Here is an 18,923-nt window from a genome sequence, read left to right as displayed (position 1 = left end):
ATTCTTCAATCGTCGCCAACGTCCGGACGAAGCGAGGAGCTCGTCTGCGATGGCAACGAGGAACCGTCGCCCGCCATTCAGGCGCATCGGCGGTGTCCAGCCACCAATTCATGCCTCGGACGATAGACGCGCCCTCCCAGCGCGTTCGTTCCGACGCGTGGCAGCCAGACAAAGGAAACGACATGAAGACCCGCAAACTCGGGAATGACCTTACCGTCTCCATCATCGGCCTCGGCTGCATGGGCATGAGTTTCGCCTATGGCGCAGCCGATGAAGCGGAATCGATCCGCACCCTTCACCGCGCCATCGACCTCGGCATCACCTTCTTCGACACGGCCGAAGTCTATGGCCCATTCGAAAACGAGAAGCTGCTCGGCAAAGCGCTCGGCCCCATGCGCGACAAGGTGACGATCGCCACCAAATTCGGCTTCCGCATCGAAGCCGGGGTGCCGGCGGCCCAGGCAATCAAGAGCGTCGACGGACGGCCGGAGCACGCGAAGGCGGTGGCCGAAGCCTCACTCAAGCGGCTCGGCACCGATGTCATCGACCTCTACTACCAGCACCGTGTCGACCCGGAGGTTCCGATCGAGGATACCGTCGGCGCCATGGCCGAATTGGTGCGCGAGGGCAAGGTGCGGGCCCTCGGCCTTTCCGAAGCGAGTGCCGCCACCATCCGTCGGGCCCACAAGGTTCATCCGATCGCCGCTGTCCAAAGCGAGTATTCTCTGTGGTCGCGTGACCCGGAAGCGGACGTGCTCGCCACCTGCCGCGAACTCGGCATCGGCTTCGTGCCCTACAGCCCGCTCGGGCGCGGCATGCTGACCGGCGCGCTGCGCAAGGCCGATGATCTGGAAGCCAACGATTTCCGGCGCTCGCTACCGCGTTTCCAGGCGGAGAATTTCGACGCCAACGTGCGGCTGGTCGAAACGCTTCAAGCGCTGGCTGAGGAGAAGGGTGTGACCGCGGCTCAACTCGCGCTCGCCTGGGTCATCAACCAGGGTGATTTCATCGTGCCTATCCCGGGCGCCCGCAAGCTCGACCATCTGGAGCAGAATGCGGCCGCGGCAGGCATCACGCTCAGTGCTGAGGAATCCAGCCGCCTCGCCGAAGCGCTGTCGCCGGCACTTGTCGCCGGCAATCGCTACACGGACGCCTCGCTGGCGCTCACCAACCGTTGACCTAGAGCGTTTCCAGGAGAAACGGAGTCTTGGAAACGCTCTATCTCTGTGATTTCACCGCTTTTCCTGACGGAAAACCGCTTCGCACTTTTCCTGGAAATGCTCCATTTCTCCCCGCCTTCCGCAGATGGCGGGGAGATTTCCCATCGAAATTCACGCCGGACGCACTACCTCTCAACCAACGGCAACAAATCCGGAGGAGCGGGAATGTCCGACGAGCAGGCGATCAGCGCGGTGGTGCACCTCTATGTCGACGGCATGGCCTTTGCCAATGAGGGCGCGCTGCGCAAGGCGTTTCACCCCGATGCGGCGATTATCGGCAACTACAAGGGCGCGCTCGAATGGACGACGCGCGACGGCTTCATCAAGACGATCATCGAGACGGGTGCAGCCCCCCCTGGAACCCAGCCGGAGATGGACGTGCAGAAGATCGATATCACCGGTGATACTGCAACCGTGAGGGTGGTCGACAGTTTCGCCGGCGAACGCTATTCCGACCATCTGTCGCTGGTGAAGATCGACGGGCGTTGGGTGATCGTCAACAAGGTCTTCCATCAGCACGCGTGATGACGGCAACCCCGGAGAAACCCTCGCCGACGGGCAGGCTCATCGGCATCGACCATATCCAGCTTGCCATGCCGGCGGGTGCCGAGCCGGCGGCTCGCGGCTTCTACAGCGGTCTCCTCGGCCTCTCGGAGGTGAGCAAGCCGGCCAATCTTCTCGCGCGTGGCGGCTGCTGGTTCGAACAGGGCAGCATCCGCCTGCATCTCGGCATCGACCAAGACTTCAGGCCGGCACGCAAGGCTCACCCGGCCTTTCTCGTCGACGATCTCGACCGCCTGACGCTGCGGCTCGAAGCGGCCGGTGTGACGATCGCCGAGGACGAGCCGCTTGCCGGCTACCGCAGATGTTATGTCAACGATCCCTTCGGCAACCGCATCGAACTGATGCAGCGCGTGGATTGAACCGCAAAACGGAAAGGGCCGCTGGATCGCAGCGGCCCTTTCGATTGATACGTGCTTGAGCGGGTTACGCCCGCAGAACGCCGCCCGTCGACTTCGTCACATTGGCGACGATCTTGGCGGTGAGCGCTTCAAAATCCTCGTCGGTCAGCGTGCGCTCGACCGGCTGGATGGTGACTTCGATGGCGATCGACTTCTTGCCCTCGCCAAGCGATGCGCCCTCGAAGACGTCGAAGACGCTGACGCCGGTGACCAGCTTGCGGTCGGCGCCGGAAGCGGCGCGCAGGATGGCGCCGGCCTCCACCGCCTTGTCGACGACGAAGGCGAAGTCGCGCTTGACCGCCTGGAACGGCGAGAGATCGAGCGCCGGCTTGGTGCGGGTCGCCTTCTTCTTCGGTTCGGGCATGGCATCGACATAGATCTCGAAGCCGCAAAGCGCGCCGGAGACGTCGAGCGCTTCCAGCGTCTTCGGGTGGAACTCGCCGAAGGTGCCGAGAACGATCTTCGGGCCGAGCTTGATCGTGCCGGAGCGGCCCGGATGGTACCAGGCGGGACCACCCGGCCCGAACTGGACGTTGCCCATCGCCACGCCGCAGGCTTCGAGCACCGCAATCGCATCAGCCTTGGCGTCGAAAACGTCGACCGCCTTGCCGCCGCCCTTAGCCGCGTTCGACCACAGACGGCCAGCGCCGTTCAGCGAGGCGGTGCCGCGGCGGATGCCGCCAGCGACGCGGCGCTGGGCGTCCGGCGTATCGCCTTCATAGGTGCCGGATACCTCGAAGATCGCAACGTCGCCGAAACCCTTGTCAGCATTGCGCTGGGCGGCCGTCAACAGACCCGGCAGCAGCGACGGGCGCATGTCCGACATGTCTGAGGCGATCGGATTGGCGAGCTTGAGCGCCGGCGCGCCGCCGCCGAAGAGCTTCGCCTGCTCCTCGGAGATGAACGACCAGGTGACCGCTTCCAGCATGCCGCGGCTTGCAAGCGTACGCTTGGCAAGACGGGTGCGGATCTGCAGCGTCGTCAGGATCTTGCCGTTGACGGTGCCATGGCTCGGCAGCGGGGCCGCAACGATGTTGTCGACACCATGGATGCGCATGACCTCTTCGACAAGATCGGCCTTGCCGTCGACATCCGGGCGCCAGGACGGGACCGAAACCTGGAAGCGTTCGCCCGAGCCTTCGACGCCGAAGCCGAGCTTCTTCAGGATCGAGACGCTCTCTTCCGAAGAGACCTCGAGGCCGGTCAGTCGCTTCACTTCGGAAACCGGGAAATCGACGATCTTCGGCTGATAGCCGGCATAGCCGACCACTTCCGCCTTGGCGGCCTTGCCACCGCAGAGTTCGAGCACCAGCTCGGTGGTGCGCTCAAGGCCGGGCACCATGTATTCCGGGTCGACACCGCGTTCGAAGCGGTAGCGCGCATCGGTGATGATGCCGAGCGTGCGGCCGGTCTTGGCGATGTTCATCGGATCCCAGAGCGCCGACTCGATCAGCACGTCGGTGGTGTTCTCGTCACAGCCGGAATGCTCGCCACCCATGACGCCGCCGATCGATTCGATCGCCTTTTCGTCCGATATGACGACGTTGTTGGGGCCGAGCTTGTATTCACGCTGATCGAGCGCCAGCACGGTTTCGCCGTCCTTGGCGCGGCGGACCGTCAGGTTGCCCTTGACCTTGGCGGCGTCGAAGACGTGCATCGGTCGGCCCTGGTCGAAGGTCATGTAGTTGGTGATGTCGACCAAAGCGTTGATCGGGCGAAGGCCGATCGCCAGCAGCCGCTGCTGCATCCACTTCGGCGACGGGCTGTTCTTGACGCCGCGCACGAGCCGCAACGAGAAGCCGGGGCACAAGTGCCTGTCTTCGCCGAGGTCGAGCGTCAGCTTCACCGGCGTTTCGCCTTCGACGGCGAAGGAGGGCGCAGGCCGTGCTTTCAGCGTGCCGAGGCCGGAGGCCGCGAGGTCACGGGCAATGCCGTAGACACTGGTGCAGTCCGGGCGGTTCGGCGTCAGGTTGATCTCGATCATCGGATCGTCGAGACCGGCATAGGCGGCGTAGCTCGTACCGACCGGCGCGTCAGCCGGCAGGTCGATGATGCCGTTGTGGTCTTCGGAGATCTGCAGCTCCTTTTCCGAGCACATCATGCCGCGGCTTTCGACACCGCGGATGGTGCCGACGGCGAGCGTCACGTCGATGCCGGGCACATAGGTTCCGGGAGCGGCAAAGGCGCCGACGAGGCCGGTGCGCGCATTCGGCGCGCCGCAGACGACCTGGATCGGGGCGCCCGAGCCGGTGTCGACCATCAACACGCGCAGTTTGTCGGCATTCGGATGCTGCTCGGCCGAGACGACCTTGGCGATGACGAAGGGCTTGAAGGCGGCCTTGTCGTCGACGTCCTCGACCTCGAGCCCGATCATCGTCAGCCGCGCGCAGATCTCTTCCAGCGAAGCGTCGGTATCAAGGTGGTCCTTGAGCCAGGAAAGCGTGAATTTCATGATTTCACCTGTGTCCTAGAGCATTTTGCAGTCAGGTGGCATCACCTGACGTCGCACAAATGCGGCAAAACAAAAAGAAAGAGCGGAAGCGCGAACGAATGTGAGCGCATCCGCTCTGATCAGCTGCGCGATCAGGCCGAGAGACCACCGAACAGCGTCGGCATGTCCAGCGGGCGGAAGCCGTAATGGGTCATCCAGCGAACGTCGGCATTGAAGAAGTCACGCAGGTCAGGCATGCCGTATTTCAGCATGGCGATGCGGTCGAGGCCCATGCCCCACGCAAAACCCTGATACTCGTCGGGATCGAGCCCGCCCGAGCGCAGCACGTTCGGATGCACCATGCCGCAGCCGAGGATCTCCATCCAATCGGTGCCTTCGCCGAACTTGACAATCGGGCCGGAGCGGTCGCACTGGATGTCGACTTCGAAGGACGGCTCGGTGAAGGGGAAGAAGGACGGACGGAAGCGCATCGTCACCTGGTCGACCTCGAAGAAGGCCTTGCAGAACTCTTCCAGAACCCAGCGCATGTTGGCGACGTTCGCCGCCTTGTCGATCACCAGGCCTTCGACCTGGTGGAACATCGGCGAATGGGTCGCGTCGGAATCCTGGCGATAGGTCTTGCCGGGGATGATGATGCGGATCGGCGGCTGCTGCGCCTCCATGGTGCGGATCTGCACCGGCGAGGTGTGCGTGCGCAGCACCTTGCGGTCGCCCTTCTCGTCCGGATTGAAGAAGAAGGTGTCGTGCATCTCGCGAGCGGGATGCCCTTCCGGGAAATTCAGCGCCGTGAAGTTGTAGTAGTCGGTCTCGATATCCGGACCTTCGGCAATCGAGAAGCCCATGTCGCCGAAGATCGCGGTGATCTCGTCGACGATCTGGCTGATCGGGTGAATGCGGCCGCGCTCGGCGGGCGAGGAGCGGACCGGCAGGCTGATGTCGACCGTCTCACGTGCCAGGCGCTCGGCGATCGCCTGATCCTTCAGCGCCGACTTGCGGGCGGCGATCGCGTCTGCGACCGTGGTCTTCAGCGCATTGATCTGCGCACCGCGGGTCTGGCGCTCTTCCGGCGTCATGGTGCCCAGCGTCTTCAGGAGCTCGGAGATCGAGCCCTTCTTGCCGAGCGCATTGACGCGCACGGCCTCGATCGAGCCCTCATCACCTGCGGCATCGATGTCCGCCAGCAGTATCCGTTCCAGTGTTTCCAGTTCGCTCATTCTGTCCTGCCTCGATGCGGGAATGGGTTCGGTTCTATATCGGCTCAAGTCTTCAGGAATGTGATCGCGCCGCGGTCGCAAAGAATGCCAGTGCAAAGACGCAGGGACGACGAAGCCGGAGGCCCGGCTGAAGCGTCGTCGGAAGGTGGAACCGGGGCAGTTCCTTTCGATCGTCTCGCACGTTCATCTCGCGAAATAAGAAAAACCCGCGCTAGCCCTGCCAGCGCGGGTTTCCCAACGAATTTTAAGTACGGTTTTGGGAAAACGCTGGCTTAACGGACAGCGCTTTCAAACTCGTTTGTCGTGCCGGCTTCCTTGAGGTAGGCAAGCGCCTTCTTGGAAGCTTCGACGAGGGCGCCGAATGCTGCCGGCTCATGGATAGCCATGTCGGACAGAACCTTGCGGTCGACTTCGATGCCAGCCTTGTTCAGGCCGTCGATGAAGCGGCCGTAGGTCAGGCCGAATTCGCGGACGGCAGCGTTGATGCGCTGGATCCAGAGAGCGCGGAAGTTGCGCTTGTTGACCTTGCGGTCGCGGTAAGCGAACTGCTTCGAACGATCAACCGCAGCCTTCGCAGCGCGGATGGTGTTCTTGCGGCGGCCGTAGAAGCCCTTGGCTGCCTTGAGTGTCTTCTTGTGCTTGGCGTGAGCGGTTACGCCGCGTTTTACACGTGCCATGTCATGATCTCCTTAACGTGTCCAAAATGCCTGAAAGTCTTAGAGACCGTTGGGCAGGTAGTTCTTGATGACCTTCTTGCCATCAGGCTCCGCGAGAACCATGGTTCCACGTGCGTCGCGGATGAACTTGTTGGAACGCTTGATCATGCCGTGGCGCTTGCCAGCAGCTGCTGCACGAACCTTGCCAGTAGCGGTGATCTTGAACCGCTTCTTGGCAGACGATTTCGTCTTCATCTTGGGCATTTTGCTACTCCATTTTTCTTAAGAATTCGAAACGGACAGACGAGGTCCATTTCCAGCGTTAAGAACGGCCACGGCATGCCCTGCCGGACCGTTCGGACGGGGGCTTATAACCGCACATGCCGAAAAGCGCAACTGGGGAATCGAAGATGGCGCTGCAAGCGGTGGCCGAACGCTTCCCCATACATCTCTAGCACGTTCGTCAGCGCATGCTCTAGGCGGGAGCGCGATCTGCGGCGGCCGCCGCCGGCCTCGAAGAAAAAAGCCGCCCGGAAGGCGGCTTTCATCAATTTGGTCTTACGACTGACGGCAGCGGCGGCTTAGCGCGGCGCCAGAACCATCATCATCTGGCGGCCTTCGAGCTTCGGCTCGGCCTCCACCTTGGCGATCGCCTGGGTATCATCCTTGACCTGGAGCAGAAGCTTCATGCCCAGTTCCTGGTGGGCCATTTCGCGGCCGCGGAACTTCAGCGTGACCTTGACCTTGTCGCCGTCCTCGAAGAACCGGTTCATCGCCTTCATCTTCACGTCATAGTCATGCGTGTCGATGTTCGGGCGCATCTTGATTTCTTTGATTTCGACGATCTTCTGCTTCTTGCGCGCTTCGGCCGCCTTCTTCTGGTTGGCGTATTTCAGCTTGCCAAGATCCAGAATCTTGCACACCGGCGGTTCGGAGTTCGGTGCGATCTCTACCAGATCAAGACCTGCTTCTTCCGCCATGCGGAGCGCCTGGTCGATCGGGACGGCACCGATATTCTGGCCTTCGGCATCGATAAGCTGAACCCGGGGCACCCGGATTTCCTTGTTTGAGCGCGGTCCCTCCTTGACGGGGGCGTCCGTTTTGAACGGTCTGCGAATGGTCGTACTCTCCTCGAGCTATTTCCGAAATGTTGTTTAATTCGTTCGCCGGCGCGATCACAAACGAAGCGCCTGAATCTGTCACCGACGGCAATGTGTGAATTGCGGCGCGAGAGTCAATAGCACGGCTTTCAAGGAAAATCACCACCTGTCGATACCAAGGCGAATCTGTTTTAGAAAGAAAATCGCCAGTTAAACGGGCTTTTGGAGATTACGGGCATGCACAATACGCCAGCCGAGACGGAAATCAGCTTCATCGAGGTCGGCACGGATGCGGCTCAGCGCAGGATCGCGATGCGCGTGCGCCACCCGGAGAAGCCATCGGGACAGCCGACGCTCGTCTGGCTCGGCGGCTACCGTTCGGACATGACCGGCACCAAGGCGGTCGAGGTCGAGCGCTATGCCATGGAACGGGGCGCGGCCTGCGTGCGCTTCGACTATTCCGGCCACGGCGCCTCCGGCGGCGCCTTCACCGATGGCACGATCTCGCGCTGGCTCGAGGAGAGCCTTGCGGTCATTGATCGGGCGGCGCCGGGCCGCGTCGTGCTGATCGGCTCGTCGATGGGCTGCTGGATTGCGCTGCGGGTCATCCAGGAGCTCAGGCAGCGTGGCGACGGAAACCGTGTCGCCGGCCTGGTGCTGATTGCGCCGGCGCCGGATTTCACCGCCGAACTGATCGAACCCAATCTGACGGAAGCGGAGAAAACTTCGCTTGCCGAACGCGGCTTTTTCGAGGAACCCTCCGAGTACAGCCCGGAGCCGAACATCTTCACCCGCGTCCTCATCGAAGACGGGCGCGTGAACCGGGTGCTTGAGGGCACGATCACCACCGGCTGTCCGGTGCACATTCTGCAAGGCATGCGCGACCCCGACGTTCCCTATACCCATGCGCTGCGGCTGATGGAGCACCTGCCCTCCGACGATGTCGTCATGACACTCATCCGCGATGGCGACCATCGCCTTTCGCGCGAAGAAGATATCGCTAAAATGAAGCAGGCCATCGGCACGATGCTCGCCTGAGCCCGGGCGGGAGAACGCCCCGCCCCTTCCGCCGCAAATTGCCCAAAAACCGCCGAGCGCCGTGGACCGCCCACGATGCAAGGGTTTTCGTGCGCGTGGCCTCGCTTTTAACCATAAAATCCGATGTCCCGATTCCGGCGATTGACTCTGCCGCGCCGACGCTATTAACTCTTTATTAACGATTAGAGCAGCGACGGGGACGAACCTAAAGAAGCTGCCTTCAACTCAGGATTGCGCGAATACGTCCGGACAGGAAGAGCCCGGCATACCGCGTTGCAGGGGACTTGTATGGCGTCTTGGACTGGAGTTAAGGGAAGTATCGCGGCGTTCTGCGCACTTTTCATTTCAGCAAACACGGCAATTCCTGCACAGGCAGGTTCTTCTCCATGGATGCAGACCGGCTCGGCGACATCGCAGCCGATCGGCCACTACGAATTCTGCCAGAAGTACAAGAGCGAATGCAATGTGCGCTCCAAGGGAACGGTTGCTCCGCGCGTGACCGAACGCGGCTGGGCCGCCATCCGGCAGGTGAATGCTGCGGTCAATCGCGAGATCACGCCGGTCACCGACCTGGAACTGCACGGCAGGGACGAAGTCTGGTCCTATCCGGACAACGCCGGCGACTGCGAGGACTTCGTGCTTGAGAAGCGCAAGCGCCTGATGAGCAAGGGCTTCCCGGCGAGCGATCTCCTGATCACCGTCGTTCGCAAGCCCGATGGCGAAGGCCATGCGGTGTTGACCGTGCGCACGGCGCAGGGCGACTTCATTCTCGACAATCTCGAAAACGGCGTAAGGCTCTGGACCAACACGCCCTACCGCTACCTGAAGCGCCAGGCCTCGAACCACAGCGGCCGTTGGGTCACCATCCAGAACGGCGCCGAAGTCGTCGTCGGCTCGGTCGGCAACTGATCCAAAGCAAAGTAAAGAGTTTCAAAAAGGGCCGGTCAGACCGGCCCTTTTTCGTATTTGCCGCTCACCCGTCACGCGTTGCCGATCAGGATGCCGGCCGCGAGCACCAGGCCACCGCCGAGCACCACCTGGAATGCCGCCCGCAGGAACGGTGTTTCCATATAGCGGTTCTGGATGAAGGCGATCGCCCAGAGTTCGAAGAAGACGATCACCGCCGCCGTGGCGGTCGCCGTCCAGAAATGCGGGATCAGATAGGGGAGCGCGTGGCCGAGGCCGCCGAGTGCGGTCATGATGCCGGAGGCAAGGCCGCGCTTGATCGGCGAACCGCGGCCTGAAAGCTTGCCGTCATCGTGGGCCGCCTCGGTGAAGCCCATGGAGATGCCGGCGCCGACAGAGGCCGAGAGACCGACGAGGAAGGTCTGCCAGGTATCCTGGGTGGCGAAGGCGGCGGCAAAGATCGGCGCCAGCGTCGAAACCGAACCATCCATCAGGCCGGCAAGGCCGGGCTGTACGTAAGTGAGGATGAACTGACGGCGCGACGTCTGGTCCTCTTCGGCGCGCACGTCTTCGGGCGTGTGCTCTTCGCCAAGCCGCCGGGCGAGCGATTCATGCGATTTTTCCGCGATCGCGAGATCGCCGAGCAGCTTGCGGGTGGCGGCATCCTGGGTTCTCGCCGCGGCCTCGACATAGAAACGGTGCGCCGCTTCCTCCATCGCTTCGGCTTCCTCGCGCGCCTTTTCGATCGGCATTTCGGCAATCAGCCAGTCGGGCTTGCGCTCGGGGAAGTCGCGCACGTGTTCGCGCCGGACAAGGGGAATGCGGCTGCCGAAGCGCTGGACGTGCAGATCGATCAACCACTGCCTGTGGTGGCTTTCTTCCTCCGCCATCTCCTCGAACACTTTTGCCGAGTGGGGATATTGCTGCCGGAGCGCATCGGCATAGGCGAGATAGATGCGTCCGTCGTCCTCTTCGGACGAGATCGCGAGCGCCAGGATTTCCTGCTCGCTTAAGGAAAGAAAGGGACGTTTGGAACGGGCGAAGAGGCGCGAAAACATTGGGAGAAAACCTTCTTTAGAATAATTCTAAAAATAGAAAACCGAGACGGCACCGTCAAGGCCAAAGCCATGCAATCATGCGACAATCTCTCGACAGAGTGTTGCGGCTGAGCCACGATGAAGGCTCTCGCGAATTCCCTTCATTTCCGGAGCGATCGCCTCGATGAGGACCATCTATCCGCTTTCCGAAAGCAAGGACACGTTACTGGATCGGCTTGGAGCCAGGCTTGCCGCGCGGCTGCAAGCGCAGACATCCGGCTACGAGCCCTACACCCCTTCCGATCAGGAAACCCTGGCGCGCACGCTGCGCCCGGGCGACGTTCTCCTGATCGAGGGCAACCAGAGGGTTTCGGCGGCGATCAAGTATCTGACGCAATCGACCTGGTCACACGCCGCGTTCTTTGCCGGCGACCAGATGCCGTTGACGCTCGACCAGGCAACGCTGCCGGTCATCGAGCGGCCACAACTCATCGAGGTCAATATCGGCGAGGGTTGTGTTGCGGTGCCGCTGAAGAAATACGCGTCGTTCAACACGCGCATCTGCCGGCCGATCGCGCTGACGCCGGATGATCGCACGGCGCTCGTCGGCTTCATGATCTCGCGGCTCGGGATGAAGTATGACCTGAAGAACATCCTCGACATGCTGCGCTACTTCATGCCGACCCCGCCGGTGCCGGTGCGCTGGCGGCGGCGCCTGCTTGCCTTCGGCTCCGGCGATCCGACGCGGGCGATCTGCTCGACGCTGATTGCTGCCGCCTTCGAGCAGATCCGCTATCCGATCCTGCCGGAAGTCACACGCGCGCCCGGGCGGGCGGCGGCGACCTCGACCTATTCGCGCGAGGAGATCCTGCACATCCGGCACCACTCGCTCTATACGCCCAGGGATTTCGACCTCTCGCCCTTCTTCGCGATCGTCAAGCCGACGCTCGAATTCGGCTTCGACTACAAGCGGCTGCGCTGGAACGGCGACGGCGATCACCCGTTCAAAGGTTGAGGGCGAGCGCCTGTTCGCGGGCCATGAAATCGCGCTGACGATCGGTGATGTAATCGCGCACGATCGGCGCCGCATCGCGCGAGCGCGAGAGCTGCATGTGAAAGACGAGCTGGCTGCCGGTGCGGAACATCATCTCGGCGCTGATCAGATAGAACTCCCACATGCGGGCGAAGCGCTCGTCATAAAGCCCGATCACCTTGTCGCGGTTGGCCTCGAAGCGCGCGCCCCAATGGGCGAGCGTCGTGGCGTAGTGCACCCGCAAGAATTCGAGATCCGTGACCCAAAGACTGTTGCGCTCGACCACCTCGAAGACCTCCGAGAGCGCCGGCGAATAGGCGCCCGGGAAGATGTATTTCCGAAGCCAGGAGCTCGACATGCCGGGGGGGCTCATGTGACCGATCGAATGCAGCACCGCGAGGCCGTCATCCGGCATCAGCGCATTCAGCTTCTTGAAGAACTCGTCATAGTGATGCACGCCGACATGTTCGAACATGCCGACCGAAACGATGCGGTCGAAGGGCCCCTGGACATCGCGGTAATCCTTAAGCTCGAAACGCACCCGGTCCCCTAGACCTGCCTTCCGCGCCCGTTCGGTGGCAAGCGCCTGCTGCTCCTTGGAAAGCGTCACGCCGAGCACCTGCACATCCGCGAGCTCGGCAAGGTACATCGCGAGATCGCCCCAGCCGCAGCCGATATCCAGCACCTTCATGCCGGGTTCCAGGCAGAGCTTGGAGGCGAGCAGCCTCAGCTTGTTGCGCTGGGCCTTTTCGAGCGTCTCGTTGGGCTCGCGGAAATAGGCGCAGGAGTAGAGCATGTTCTCGTCGAGGAACAGCTTGTAGAATTCGTTGCCGAGATCGTAGTGATGCGCGACGTTCTGCTGCGCCTTGCCCTTGGGATTGGCCTGCTGCCGCTTGCGGAACCGCATCTTCACCGCCCGCAGAAGTTTCTGGATCGGATAGGACCCGAGCGACAGCCGATTGATCGAGAAAAGCGTCAGGAAGTCCCTGAGCGTCGAGCCCTCCTCGAAGCGCATGGTGCCGTCCATATAGGCTTCGCCGGCGGCGAGTTCAGCGTTGAAGACGAGGCTGCGGTAGAGCTTCTTGTCCGTGAGCCGCATCGTCACCTCCGGTCCGGGCGTGCCGGAAAAGACGTGGCGCTTGCCGTCGGCGTCGATCACCGTCAGGCGACCCTTGCGAATGAAGGACTTCATCATATGCGACAATGGGAACATGCAGGCCCTCTTGAGACAACTGTCGTATCAGCGCCGGCATCCTAGCACCCGTTTTTCGAAATGCTCCCCTTAAATTTCTGGTTGCTCATCAAGCTCTTCCCGGAACGAAAGCGGGGACGGCAGCCTTCGCCACCGTCCCCGTTCAACTGTTATTCGGCGTTAGCCTCAGTCCTTGGCGCGCTCGACGTAGGAACCGTCTTCCGTCGCGATGACGACGCGGGTGCCGGCCTGGATGTGCGGCGGAACCAGCGTGCGGACGCCGTTCGAGAGAACCGCCGGCTTGTAGGACGACGATGCCGTCTGGCCCTTGACGACCGGCTCGGTCTCGGTGATTTCGAGCGTCACGTGACGCGGCAGGTCGATGGCGATCGCCAGGCCTTCGTGCACCGAAAGAATGCAGGCCATGCCTTCCTGCAGGTAGGCCTTGAGGTCGCCGATGTCGTCGGTGCTCATGACCAGCTGGTCATAGCTTTCCGGGTTCATGAAGTGGAAGCCTTCGGCGTCTTCATAAAGGAAGGTGTGCTCGCGGTCTTCGACGAAGGCGCGCTCGACCTGTTCGGTCGTGCGGTAGCGCTCGGAGACCTTCACGCCGTCGGAAATGCGGCGCATATCGACCTGGGTCACCGGCGTGCCCTTGCCCGGGTGGAAGTTCTGGGCGGTAAGCACGACATAGAGCTTGCCGTCGACGTCGAGAACGTTGCCCTTACGGACAGATGAAGCGATGACCTTGACCATTAGTCTTCCTTGTAACAGAGGTATGCGCGACACCGCGGGCCGGAAACACTGGCCCTGAAGGACGCGGAAAGAAGGATTTCGCGCCGCAACTACCCTAATTTCGTGCAAATAGCCAGCCTGAGCCGCTGTCTGCGCGAAGAAAGCCTGGACTGAACCGATCATGTCGCATGCCTCACCCTGGTGGACACCCGATGTCCATGCCGACCGGCGCCCGTTTCTTCTCGGCCGCAACCGGATCCAATCGGCCCTGCGCCGGTTCTTCGAGACACGCGATTTCATCGAGGTGGACACGGCGACGCTGCAGGTCTCGCCCGGCAACGAGGCGCATCTGCACGCCTTCGCGACGGAGGCTCTCCATCACGACGGATCGAGCCATCCACTCTATCTGCACACCTCGCCGGAATTTGCCTGCAAGAAGCTGCTTTCCGCCGGCGAACGGCGCATCGCCTGTTTCGCCCATGTCTACCGCAACCGCGAGCGTGGACCGCTGCATCACCCTGAATTCACCATGCTCGAATGGTACCGCGCCGGCGAAAGCTACGAGGCGCTGATGCGCGACTGCGCCGAGATCCTCGCTCTTGCGGCAGAGACCACCGGGGCCAAACAATTCACCTTCCAGGGACACATCTGCGACCCCTTCGCCAAGCCCGAGCGGCTGAGCGTCGCGGACGCCTTCGAGCGCTTTGCCGGCATCGACCTGCTGACCTCGGTCGCCGCCGACGGCGAGACCGACCGCGAGCGCCTCGCCGCAGCTATGACCGCAGCCGGACTTCGGGTCGCCTCCGACGACACCTGGGCCGATCTCTTCAGCCGCGTGCTCGTGGAAAAGGTCGAGCCGCATCTCGGCTTCGGCCGTGCGACGATCCTCGACGAATACCCGACTGCCGAAGCGGCGCTGGCGCGACCGGCCGCGCGCGACCGGCGCGTCGCCGAGCGCTTCGAGCTCTATGCCTGCGGCGTCGAGCTCGCCAATGCCTTCGGCGAGTTGACGGATGCCGCCGAACAACGCCGGCGCTTCGAGATGGAAATGGCGGAAAAGGCGCGTGTCTACGGCGAGACCTACCCGCTCGACGAGGATTTCCTGGCAGCACTCGCGATCATGCCCGAAGCGAGCGGCATTGCGCTTGGCTTCGACCGGCTGGTGATGCTTGCAACCGGTGCGTCGCGTATCGACCAGGTGCTCTGGGCACCGGTGGCGGAGACGCAGCCGTGAACGTACATCGCCCGATCAAGACTGCGCGAGAGCTCGTTGAGGCAGGTCTCGTCGACCGCAGCAATGAGGCCGCGGTTGCCGCCGTCGCCGAGCGTTATGCGGTTGCGATCAGCCCTGTCATTGCCGGCCTCATCGATCCCACCGATCCCGCCGATCCGATCGCCCGGCAGTTCGTGCCCGATGCCGCCGAGCTGACGCTGCTTCCCGAAGAGCGCGAAGACCCGATCGGCGACAAGCCGCACAGTCCCGTTGCCGGCATCGTCCATCGCTATCCGGATCGGGTGCTCTTGAAGGCCGTGCATGTCTGCCCGGTCTATTGCCGCTTCTGCTTCCGCCGCGAGATGGTCGGGCCGCAGGGGCTCGGCACGCTGACACCCGCCGAACTCGATGCGGCGATCGCCTACATCGCCGAACACGAGGAAATCTGGGAGGTGATCCTCACCGGCGGCGATCCCCTGGTGCTGTCGCCGCGGCGGCTCACCGAGCTCATGGAACGGCTGAAACCGATCCCGCATGTGAAGATCGTCCGCTTCCACACCCGCGTACCGGTGGTCGAGCCGTCGCGCATCGACGCCGAATTGATCGCTGCACTGAAGGCTAACGGCAAGGCGACCTATGTGGCTCTGCACGCCAACCACCCGCGCGAGCTGACTGAAGAGGCGCGCGCCGCCTCGGCACGACTGATCGATGCCGGCATCGTCATGGTCAGCCAGTCGGTGCTCTTGAGGGGCGTCAACGACGACGCGGATGTGCTGGCTAGCCTGATGCGCGCCTTCGTCGAGACACGGATCAAGCCCTATTATCTTCATCACCCGGATCTGGCCCCTGGCACCAGCCATTTCCGTCTGTCGATCGAGGAAGGCCAGGCGCTGGTCGCAGCCCTGCGCGGCCGGGTCTCCGGCCTTTGCCAGCCGACCTACATCCTCGACATTCCAGGTGGTCACGGCAAGGCGGTCATCAGCGCCGCGACGATCGCGGCCGATGGCGGCGGCTGCTACACGGTCACCGATTTTCGCGGCGGCGAGCACAGCTACCCGCCGAAAGCCTGATACGCCGCGAGAAATCGCGTCTCGCCAACACATTGAAATTTCATCTAAATATTGCGGACCTGTATTTTTCTTGGCGATTTTCGAGAAAAATCGTAGAGCCGCGTCACAGGCTTTCGACGTCAATCGTCACATGGTCATAGGCAACACAACAACGATGGAGTTGAGACCATGACCGATACGAAAGCCGTCCGCTACGAACAGGAAATCCCGGATGTGCTCGGCGCGCTCGCCGATGTGCACAAGACCATGGACCTGCACGGGCTCGACCGGACGATCCACAATCTCGTGCAGCTGCGCGCCTCGCAGATCAACCGCTGCGGCTTCTGCGTGAAGATGCACACCAAGGAATCCCGCGCCGAGGGCGAGAGCAACGAACGGCTCGACCGAATCATCGTCTGGGACCAGGTGAATGATTTCACACCGCGCGAGAAGGCAGCGCTTGCCTGGACCGAAGCGCTGACCGAACTCGAACCGCGCACCGACTTCGCACCGCTCCGCGCCGAGCTGCGCCAGCACTTCAGCGAGAAGGAGATCAGCGTCATCACCTCGACGGTGGCGATGATCAACCTTTGGAACCGCATCCAGATTTCGAGGCACTGACATGAATGACAGGCAGCACATGCAGATCTTCGAGGAGGCGCGCCCGCGCCTCCTCGGCCTTGCCTACCGCATCCTCGGCTCGCGCGCCGATGCAGAAGACGCGGTGCAAGACACGTTCCTGAAATGGCAGGAGGTCGACAGGGCATCGATCGAAACGCCGGCGGCTTGGCTGACGACCGCCTGCACGCGCCGCTGCCTGGATCTGCTGAAGGCCGCGCACCGCAAACGCGTCGACTATGTCGGCGCGTGGCTGCCCGAGCCGATCCACACGACAAGCGACGACAATGCCGAGGAGAAGCTGGCGCTGACCTCCTCGCTCACCACCGCATTCCTTTTGATGCTCGAGCGGCTGACACCGAAGGAGCGCGCAGCGTATCTGCTGCACGAGATTTTCGGCCAGCCCTATGACGAGGTGGCGGAAACCCTGGACATGCAGGAGACGGCCGCCCGCAAGCTGGTATCGCGCGCCAAGACGAATATCGGCCTGGAGAAAACCCGGCACCAGACCCCGCGCGAGCGCCAGGATGAGCTGCTATCCGCGTTCCACCAGGCAATCCACGGCGGCAACGTCGCCGGACTTACGACGCTGCTTTCGGCCGACGTGAAGCTGACGGCCGACGGCGGCGGCAAGGTGGCGACCGTGCTTGGCGTGCTCTCCGGCAAGGAGACCGTGCTCGCCTTCATCATCGATCGGCTTACCGAATACTGGGCGCATTACGTCTGGGAAATCGGCGACATCAATGGCGGTCGCGGCATCGTGCTTCGGGACGAGGCGAAAAACGAGATCGCCGCGACGGTCGCCTTCGGCTATGACCGTGACGGAAACGTCAACGACATCTTCATCATGCGCAACCCGGACAAGCTCACGCATTTTGGCGAGGCTGCGCTCCACTGACATAGCGGCACCGCCGAGCGAACGCGATCTTCCGATACCGGATGAGCCGGTGCGCGTTCGCTTGCGATGTCCTGCGTGAGGTACTGACATGCTTGAAAAAACTCCCGCTCCCCCACAGGAAGCCGGCTGGCGCGCGCTGCTGACGGGCGAAAACGCCGTGCATTCGCTGGTGCTCAGCGGCGGCGTCGCGCTGCATGCGCTCAACATCTACGTGGTGACGACGATCATGCCGTCGATCGTGCGCGAGATCGGCGGGCTCGAATATTATGCCTGGAGCACCACCGTCTTCGTCGCGACTTCGATCCTCGGCGCCGCATTGTCGGCGCGGCTGCTCGGCGCCGTCGGCGCCGGCGGCGCCTATGCGATCGGCGCGCTCGTCTTCGGCCTGGGGACGCTCTTCTGCGCCACAGCCCCTTCGATGGCGATGCTGCTTGCCGGCCGCGCGATCCAGGGCTTCGGCGGCGGCCTGCTCTATGCGCTCGCCTACGGCGTGATCCGGCAGGTCTTCCGGCCCGAACTCTGGACCCGCGCCATCGGGCTGATTTCGGCAACCTGGGGAACGGCGACCTTGATCGGGCCCGCGATCGGCGGCATGTTTGCCGAGTTCTCCACCTGGCGCGTTGCCTTCTGGTCTCTCCTGCCGCTGACGGCGCTGCTTGCCGCACTCGCCTTCTCGACGCTGCCGCGCAAGGCCACCGGCGAAGAGGAGCGCACGCCGCTCCCTCTGCTGCAACTCCTGCTCCTCGTCGGCATCGTGCTTGCGCTTTCGGTCGCGAGCACGCGCACGATGGCCTCGGAGCAGATCGGCTGCGTCGGCGTTGCGATCCTCCTGTTCCTGAGCCTTCTATTCGTCGAACGTCGAGTGACGGGCAAGCTTCTGCCCTCCGGCAGCTTCACACTCACCTCCCCGCTGGCCGCCCTTTATGCTACGATCACCCTGCTGATGGTCGGCCTGCAGCCGGAGATCTATGTGCCGTACCTGCTGCAAGAATTGCATGGGCTATCGCCACTGGTGGCCGGCTATATCGCTGCGCTGATGTCGATCGGCTGGACGGCGGGATCGATGACAAGTGCTCATTGGCACGGAGAACGGGCGAAACAGACAATCTTTGCCGGTCCGGCCTTCGGTTTTATCGGCCTGGCCCTGATCGCCCTGTTCATGCCGATGGCAGGCGCAGAGTTCCTGGTGATCGCCGCGCCGCTCTGCGTCGGCATCATCGCGGTCGGCTTCGGCATGGGCTTTGCCTGGCCGCATATCGTTACCGCCGTCTACGAATTCGCGCCGGAGGGCGAAGCGGAGAAGGCATCGAGCTCGATCACCACTGTCCAGCTGTTTGCCGCTGCACTCGGCGCAGCGCTTGCCGGACTGACTGCCAACCTCGCCGGGATCGAGGCGTCGTCGGAGGGTGGCGTGGCGCTCGCGACGACCTGGCTTTTCGGTCTGTTCGCGCTGCTGCCCGTGCTGGCAGTGCTGACCGCCAGGCGCGTACGGCGCGCGAGACGCACGGTGGCGTGAGCCTATCGGGCAATGCGGCCCGCCGAAACGACGGCGGGTCGCAACGAAAAGACTGCGGCGTCCCGACTCATTCGATGGAGCGCG

The 18,923-nt window shown here is 62.8% G+C and carries 19 protein-coding genes; 11 read left to right on the top strand and 8 right to left on the bottom strand.

The window, feature by feature from the left end; translation table 11 throughout:
* The first annotated feature begins 182 nt into the window (after positions 1–182).
* The 3 genes from AC3WWH_RS00975 (at position 183) to AC3WWH_RS00965 (ending at position 2,143) form a co-directional block, all read left to right on the top strand.
* Positions 183–1,178 (top strand): aldo/keto reductase, encoded by a 996-nt coding sequence (locus AC3WWH_RS00975; protein WP_492376865.1) that lies wholly within the window; start codon positions 183–185, stop codon positions 1,176–1,178.
* 207 nt (positions 1,179–1,385) lie between these two features.
* Positions 1,386–1,745, top strand: coding sequence for a nuclear transport factor 2 family protein (locus AC3WWH_RS00970; protein ID WP_057247873.1), 360 nt, complete (start codon positions 1,386–1,388; stop codon positions 1,743–1,745).
* Positions 1,745–2,143, top strand: coding sequence for a VOC family protein (locus tag AC3WWH_RS00965; protein ID WP_058324550.1), 399 nt, complete (start codon positions 1,745–1,747; stop codon positions 2,141–2,143). Before AC3WWH_RS00970 ends, AC3WWH_RS00965 begins: the two co-directional genes overlap by 1 nt.
* Positions 2,144–2,207: 64 nt before the next feature.
* Here AC3WWH_RS00965 and pheT read toward each other — a convergent pair whose 3' ends face one another.
* The 5 genes from pheT to infC form a co-directional block, all read right to left on the bottom strand.
* Entirely contained in the window at positions 2,208–4,634 is a 2,427-nt protein-coding gene (pheT, locus tag AC3WWH_RS00960; protein WP_058324549.1) for a phenylalanine--tRNA ligase subunit beta, read from the bottom strand.
* Between the two features lie 131 nt (positions 4,635–4,765).
* Positions 4,766–5,848 (bottom strand): phenylalanine--tRNA ligase subunit alpha, encoded by a 1,083-nt coding sequence (pheS, locus tag AC3WWH_RS00955; protein ID WP_057247870.1) that lies wholly within the window; start codon positions 5,846–5,848, stop codon positions 4,766–4,768.
* 272 nt (positions 5,849–6,120) lie between these two features.
* On the bottom strand, positions 6,121–6,525 hold the full coding sequence (gene rplT / locus AC3WWH_RS00950) for a 50S ribosomal protein L20 (protein WP_025425551.1): 405 nt from the start codon (positions 6,523–6,525) through the stop codon (positions 6,121–6,123).
* Positions 6,526–6,564: 39 nt separating this feature from the next.
* Positions 6,565–6,768: a 50S ribosomal protein L35 gene (rpmI, locus tag AC3WWH_RS00945; protein ID WP_025425550.1), complete on the bottom strand. Its 204-nt coding sequence runs from the start codon at positions 6,766–6,768 to the stop codon at positions 6,565–6,567.
* Positions 6,769–7,085: 317 nt separating this feature from the next.
* Positions 7,086–7,622 (bottom strand): translation initiation factor IF-3, encoded by a 537-nt coding sequence (infC, locus tag AC3WWH_RS00940; RefSeq protein WP_057247869.1) that lies wholly within the window; start codon positions 7,620–7,622, stop codon positions 7,086–7,088.
* A 219-nt stretch (positions 7,623–7,841) separates the two neighbouring features.
* On the opposite strand from infC, the gene AC3WWH_RS00935 reads away from it, so the two are divergent.
* Both AC3WWH_RS00935 and AC3WWH_RS00930 read left to right on the top strand, forming a co-directional pair.
* The gene (locus AC3WWH_RS00935; protein WP_058324548.1) at positions 7,842–8,642 is read left to right on the top strand and encodes an alpha/beta hydrolase; all 801 of its coding nucleotides are present in this window, start codon (positions 7,842–7,844) and stop codon (positions 8,640–8,642) included.
* Between the two features lie 288 nt (positions 8,643–8,930).
* On the top strand, positions 8,931–9,551 hold the full coding sequence (locus AC3WWH_RS00930; protein ID WP_057247867.1) for a transglutaminase-like cysteine peptidase: 621 nt from the start codon (positions 8,931–8,933) through the stop codon (positions 9,549–9,551).
* Positions 9,552–9,622: 71 nt separating this feature from the next.
* Here AC3WWH_RS00930 and mbfA read toward each other — a convergent pair whose 3' ends face one another.
* Complete coding sequence (mbfA, locus tag AC3WWH_RS00925; protein ID WP_058324547.1) at positions 9,623–10,606, bottom strand: iron exporter MbfA; 984 nt, start codon at positions 10,604–10,606, stop codon at positions 9,623–9,625.
* A gap of 163 nt (positions 10,607–10,769) precedes the next feature.
* On the opposite strand from mbfA, the gene AC3WWH_RS00920 reads away from it, so the two are divergent.
* Positions 10,770–11,600, top strand: coding sequence for a C40 family peptidase (locus AC3WWH_RS00920; protein WP_057247865.1), 831 nt, complete (start codon positions 10,770–10,772; stop codon positions 11,598–11,600).
* On the opposite strand, the gene AC3WWH_RS00915 is transcribed toward AC3WWH_RS00920, so the two are convergent.
* Together AC3WWH_RS00915 and efp are read right to left on the bottom strand one after the other, a co-directional pair.
* A complete protein-coding gene (locus AC3WWH_RS00915; protein ID WP_058324546.1) occupies positions 11,590–12,831 on the bottom strand; it encodes an SAM-dependent methyltransferase in 1,242 nt (413 codons plus the stop codon). The two genes, AC3WWH_RS00920 and AC3WWH_RS00915, sit on opposite strands and share 11 nt — an antisense overlap.
* Before the next feature lie 165 nt (positions 12,832–12,996).
* The gene (gene efp / locus AC3WWH_RS00910) at positions 12,997–13,566 is read right to left on the bottom strand and encodes an elongation factor P (protein ID WP_057247863.1); all 570 of its coding nucleotides are present in this window, start codon (positions 13,564–13,566) and stop codon (positions 12,997–12,999) included.
* A gap of 160 nt (positions 13,567–13,726) precedes the next feature.
* On the opposite strand from efp, the gene epmA reads away from it, so the two are divergent.
* The 5 genes from epmA to AC3WWH_RS00885 all read left to right on the top strand — a co-directional run bounded on the left by epmA (position 13,727) and on the right by AC3WWH_RS00885 (position 18,839).
* A complete protein-coding gene (epmA, locus tag AC3WWH_RS00905; RefSeq protein ID WP_057247862.1) occupies positions 13,727–14,779 on the top strand; it encodes an EF-P lysine aminoacylase EpmA in 1,053 nt (350 codons plus the stop codon).
* On the top strand, positions 14,776–15,828 hold the full coding sequence (locus AC3WWH_RS00900; protein ID WP_057247861.1) for a lysine-2,3-aminomutase-like protein: 1,053 nt from the start codon (positions 14,776–14,778) through the stop codon (positions 15,826–15,828). Before epmA ends, AC3WWH_RS00900 begins: the two co-directional genes overlap by 4 nt.
* Before the next feature lie 168 nt (positions 15,829–15,996).
* Complete coding sequence (locus AC3WWH_RS00895; RefSeq protein ID WP_057247860.1) at positions 15,997–16,428, top strand: carboxymuconolactone decarboxylase family protein; 432 nt, start codon at positions 15,997–15,999, stop codon at positions 16,426–16,428.
* 1 nt (position 16,429) lies between these two features.
* Positions 16,430–17,323 (top strand): RNA polymerase sigma factor SigJ, encoded by an 894-nt coding sequence (gene sigJ / locus AC3WWH_RS00890; protein WP_057247859.1) that lies wholly within the window; start codon positions 16,430–16,432, stop codon positions 17,321–17,323.
* Positions 17,324–17,411: 88 nt separating this feature from the next.
* Positions 17,412–18,839, top strand: coding sequence for an MFS transporter (locus AC3WWH_RS00885; protein WP_082615691.1), 1,428 nt, complete (start codon positions 17,412–17,414; stop codon positions 18,837–18,839).
* Positions 18,840–18,923 lie beyond the last annotated feature (84 nt).

Source organism: Ensifer sp. EB106-03-01-XG145 (genome assembly GCF_058792075.1).
Note: the sequence above shows the minus strand (reverse complement) of the source record. Positions and strands in the feature narration are given on the sequence as shown.

Bases quoted from the DNA above. Each gene is read 5' to 3' on its own strand.
- AC3WWH_RS00975 (WP_492376865.1), top strand. From the start codon at position 183: ATGAAGACCCGCAAACTCGGGAATGACCTTACCGTCTCCATCATCGGC.
- AC3WWH_RS00970 (WP_057247873.1), top strand. From the start codon at position 1,386: ATGTCCGACGAGCAGGCGATCAGCGCGGTGGTGCACCTCTATGTCGAC.
- AC3WWH_RS00965 (WP_058324550.1), top strand. From the start codon at position 1,745: ATGACGGCAACCCCGGAGAAACCCTCGCCGACGGGCAGGCTCATCGGC.
- pheT (WP_058324549.1), bottom strand. From the start codon at position 4,634: ATGAAATTCACGCTTTCCTGGCTCAAGGACCACCTTGATACCGACGCT.
- pheS (WP_057247870.1), bottom strand. From the start codon at position 5,848: ATGAGCGAACTGGAAACACTGGAACGGATACTGCTGGCGGACATCGAT.
- rplT (WP_025425551.1), bottom strand. From the start codon at position 6,525: ATGGCACGTGTAAAACGCGGCGTAACCGCTCACGCCAAGCACAAGAAG.
- rpmI (WP_025425550.1), bottom strand. From the start codon at position 6,768: ATGCCCAAGATGAAGACGAAATCGTCTGCCAAGAAGCGGTTCAAGATC.
- AC3WWH_RS00935 (WP_058324548.1), top strand. From the start codon at position 7,842: ATGCACAATACGCCAGCCGAGACGGAAATCAGCTTCATCGAGGTCGGC.
- AC3WWH_RS00930 (WP_057247867.1), top strand. From the start codon at position 8,931: ATGGCGTCTTGGACTGGAGTTAAGGGAAGTATCGCGGCGTTCTGCGCA.
- mbfA (WP_058324547.1), bottom strand. From the start codon at position 10,606: ATGTTTTCGCGCCTCTTCGCCCGTTCCAAACGTCCCTTTCTTTCCTTA.
- AC3WWH_RS00920 (WP_057247865.1), top strand. From the start codon at position 10,770: ATGAGGACCATCTATCCGCTTTCCGAAAGCAAGGACACGTTACTGGAT.
- AC3WWH_RS00915 (WP_058324546.1), bottom strand. From the start codon at position 12,831: ATGTTCCCATTGTCGCATATGATGAAGTCCTTCATTCGCAAGGGTCGC.
- efp (WP_057247863.1), bottom strand. From the start codon at position 13,566: ATGGTCAAGGTCATCGCTTCATCTGTCCGTAAGGGCAACGTTCTCGAC.
- epmA (WP_057247862.1), top strand. From the start codon at position 13,727: ATGTCGCATGCCTCACCCTGGTGGACACCCGATGTCCATGCCGACCGG.
- AC3WWH_RS00895 (WP_057247860.1), top strand. From the start codon at position 15,997: ATGACCGATACGAAAGCCGTCCGCTACGAACAGGAAATCCCGGATGTG.
- sigJ (WP_057247859.1), top strand. From the start codon at position 16,430: ATGAATGACAGGCAGCACATGCAGATCTTCGAGGAGGCGCGCCCGCGC.
- AC3WWH_RS00885 (WP_082615691.1), top strand. From the start codon at position 17,412: ATGCTTGAAAAAACTCCCGCTCCCCCACAGGAAGCCGGCTGGCGCGCG.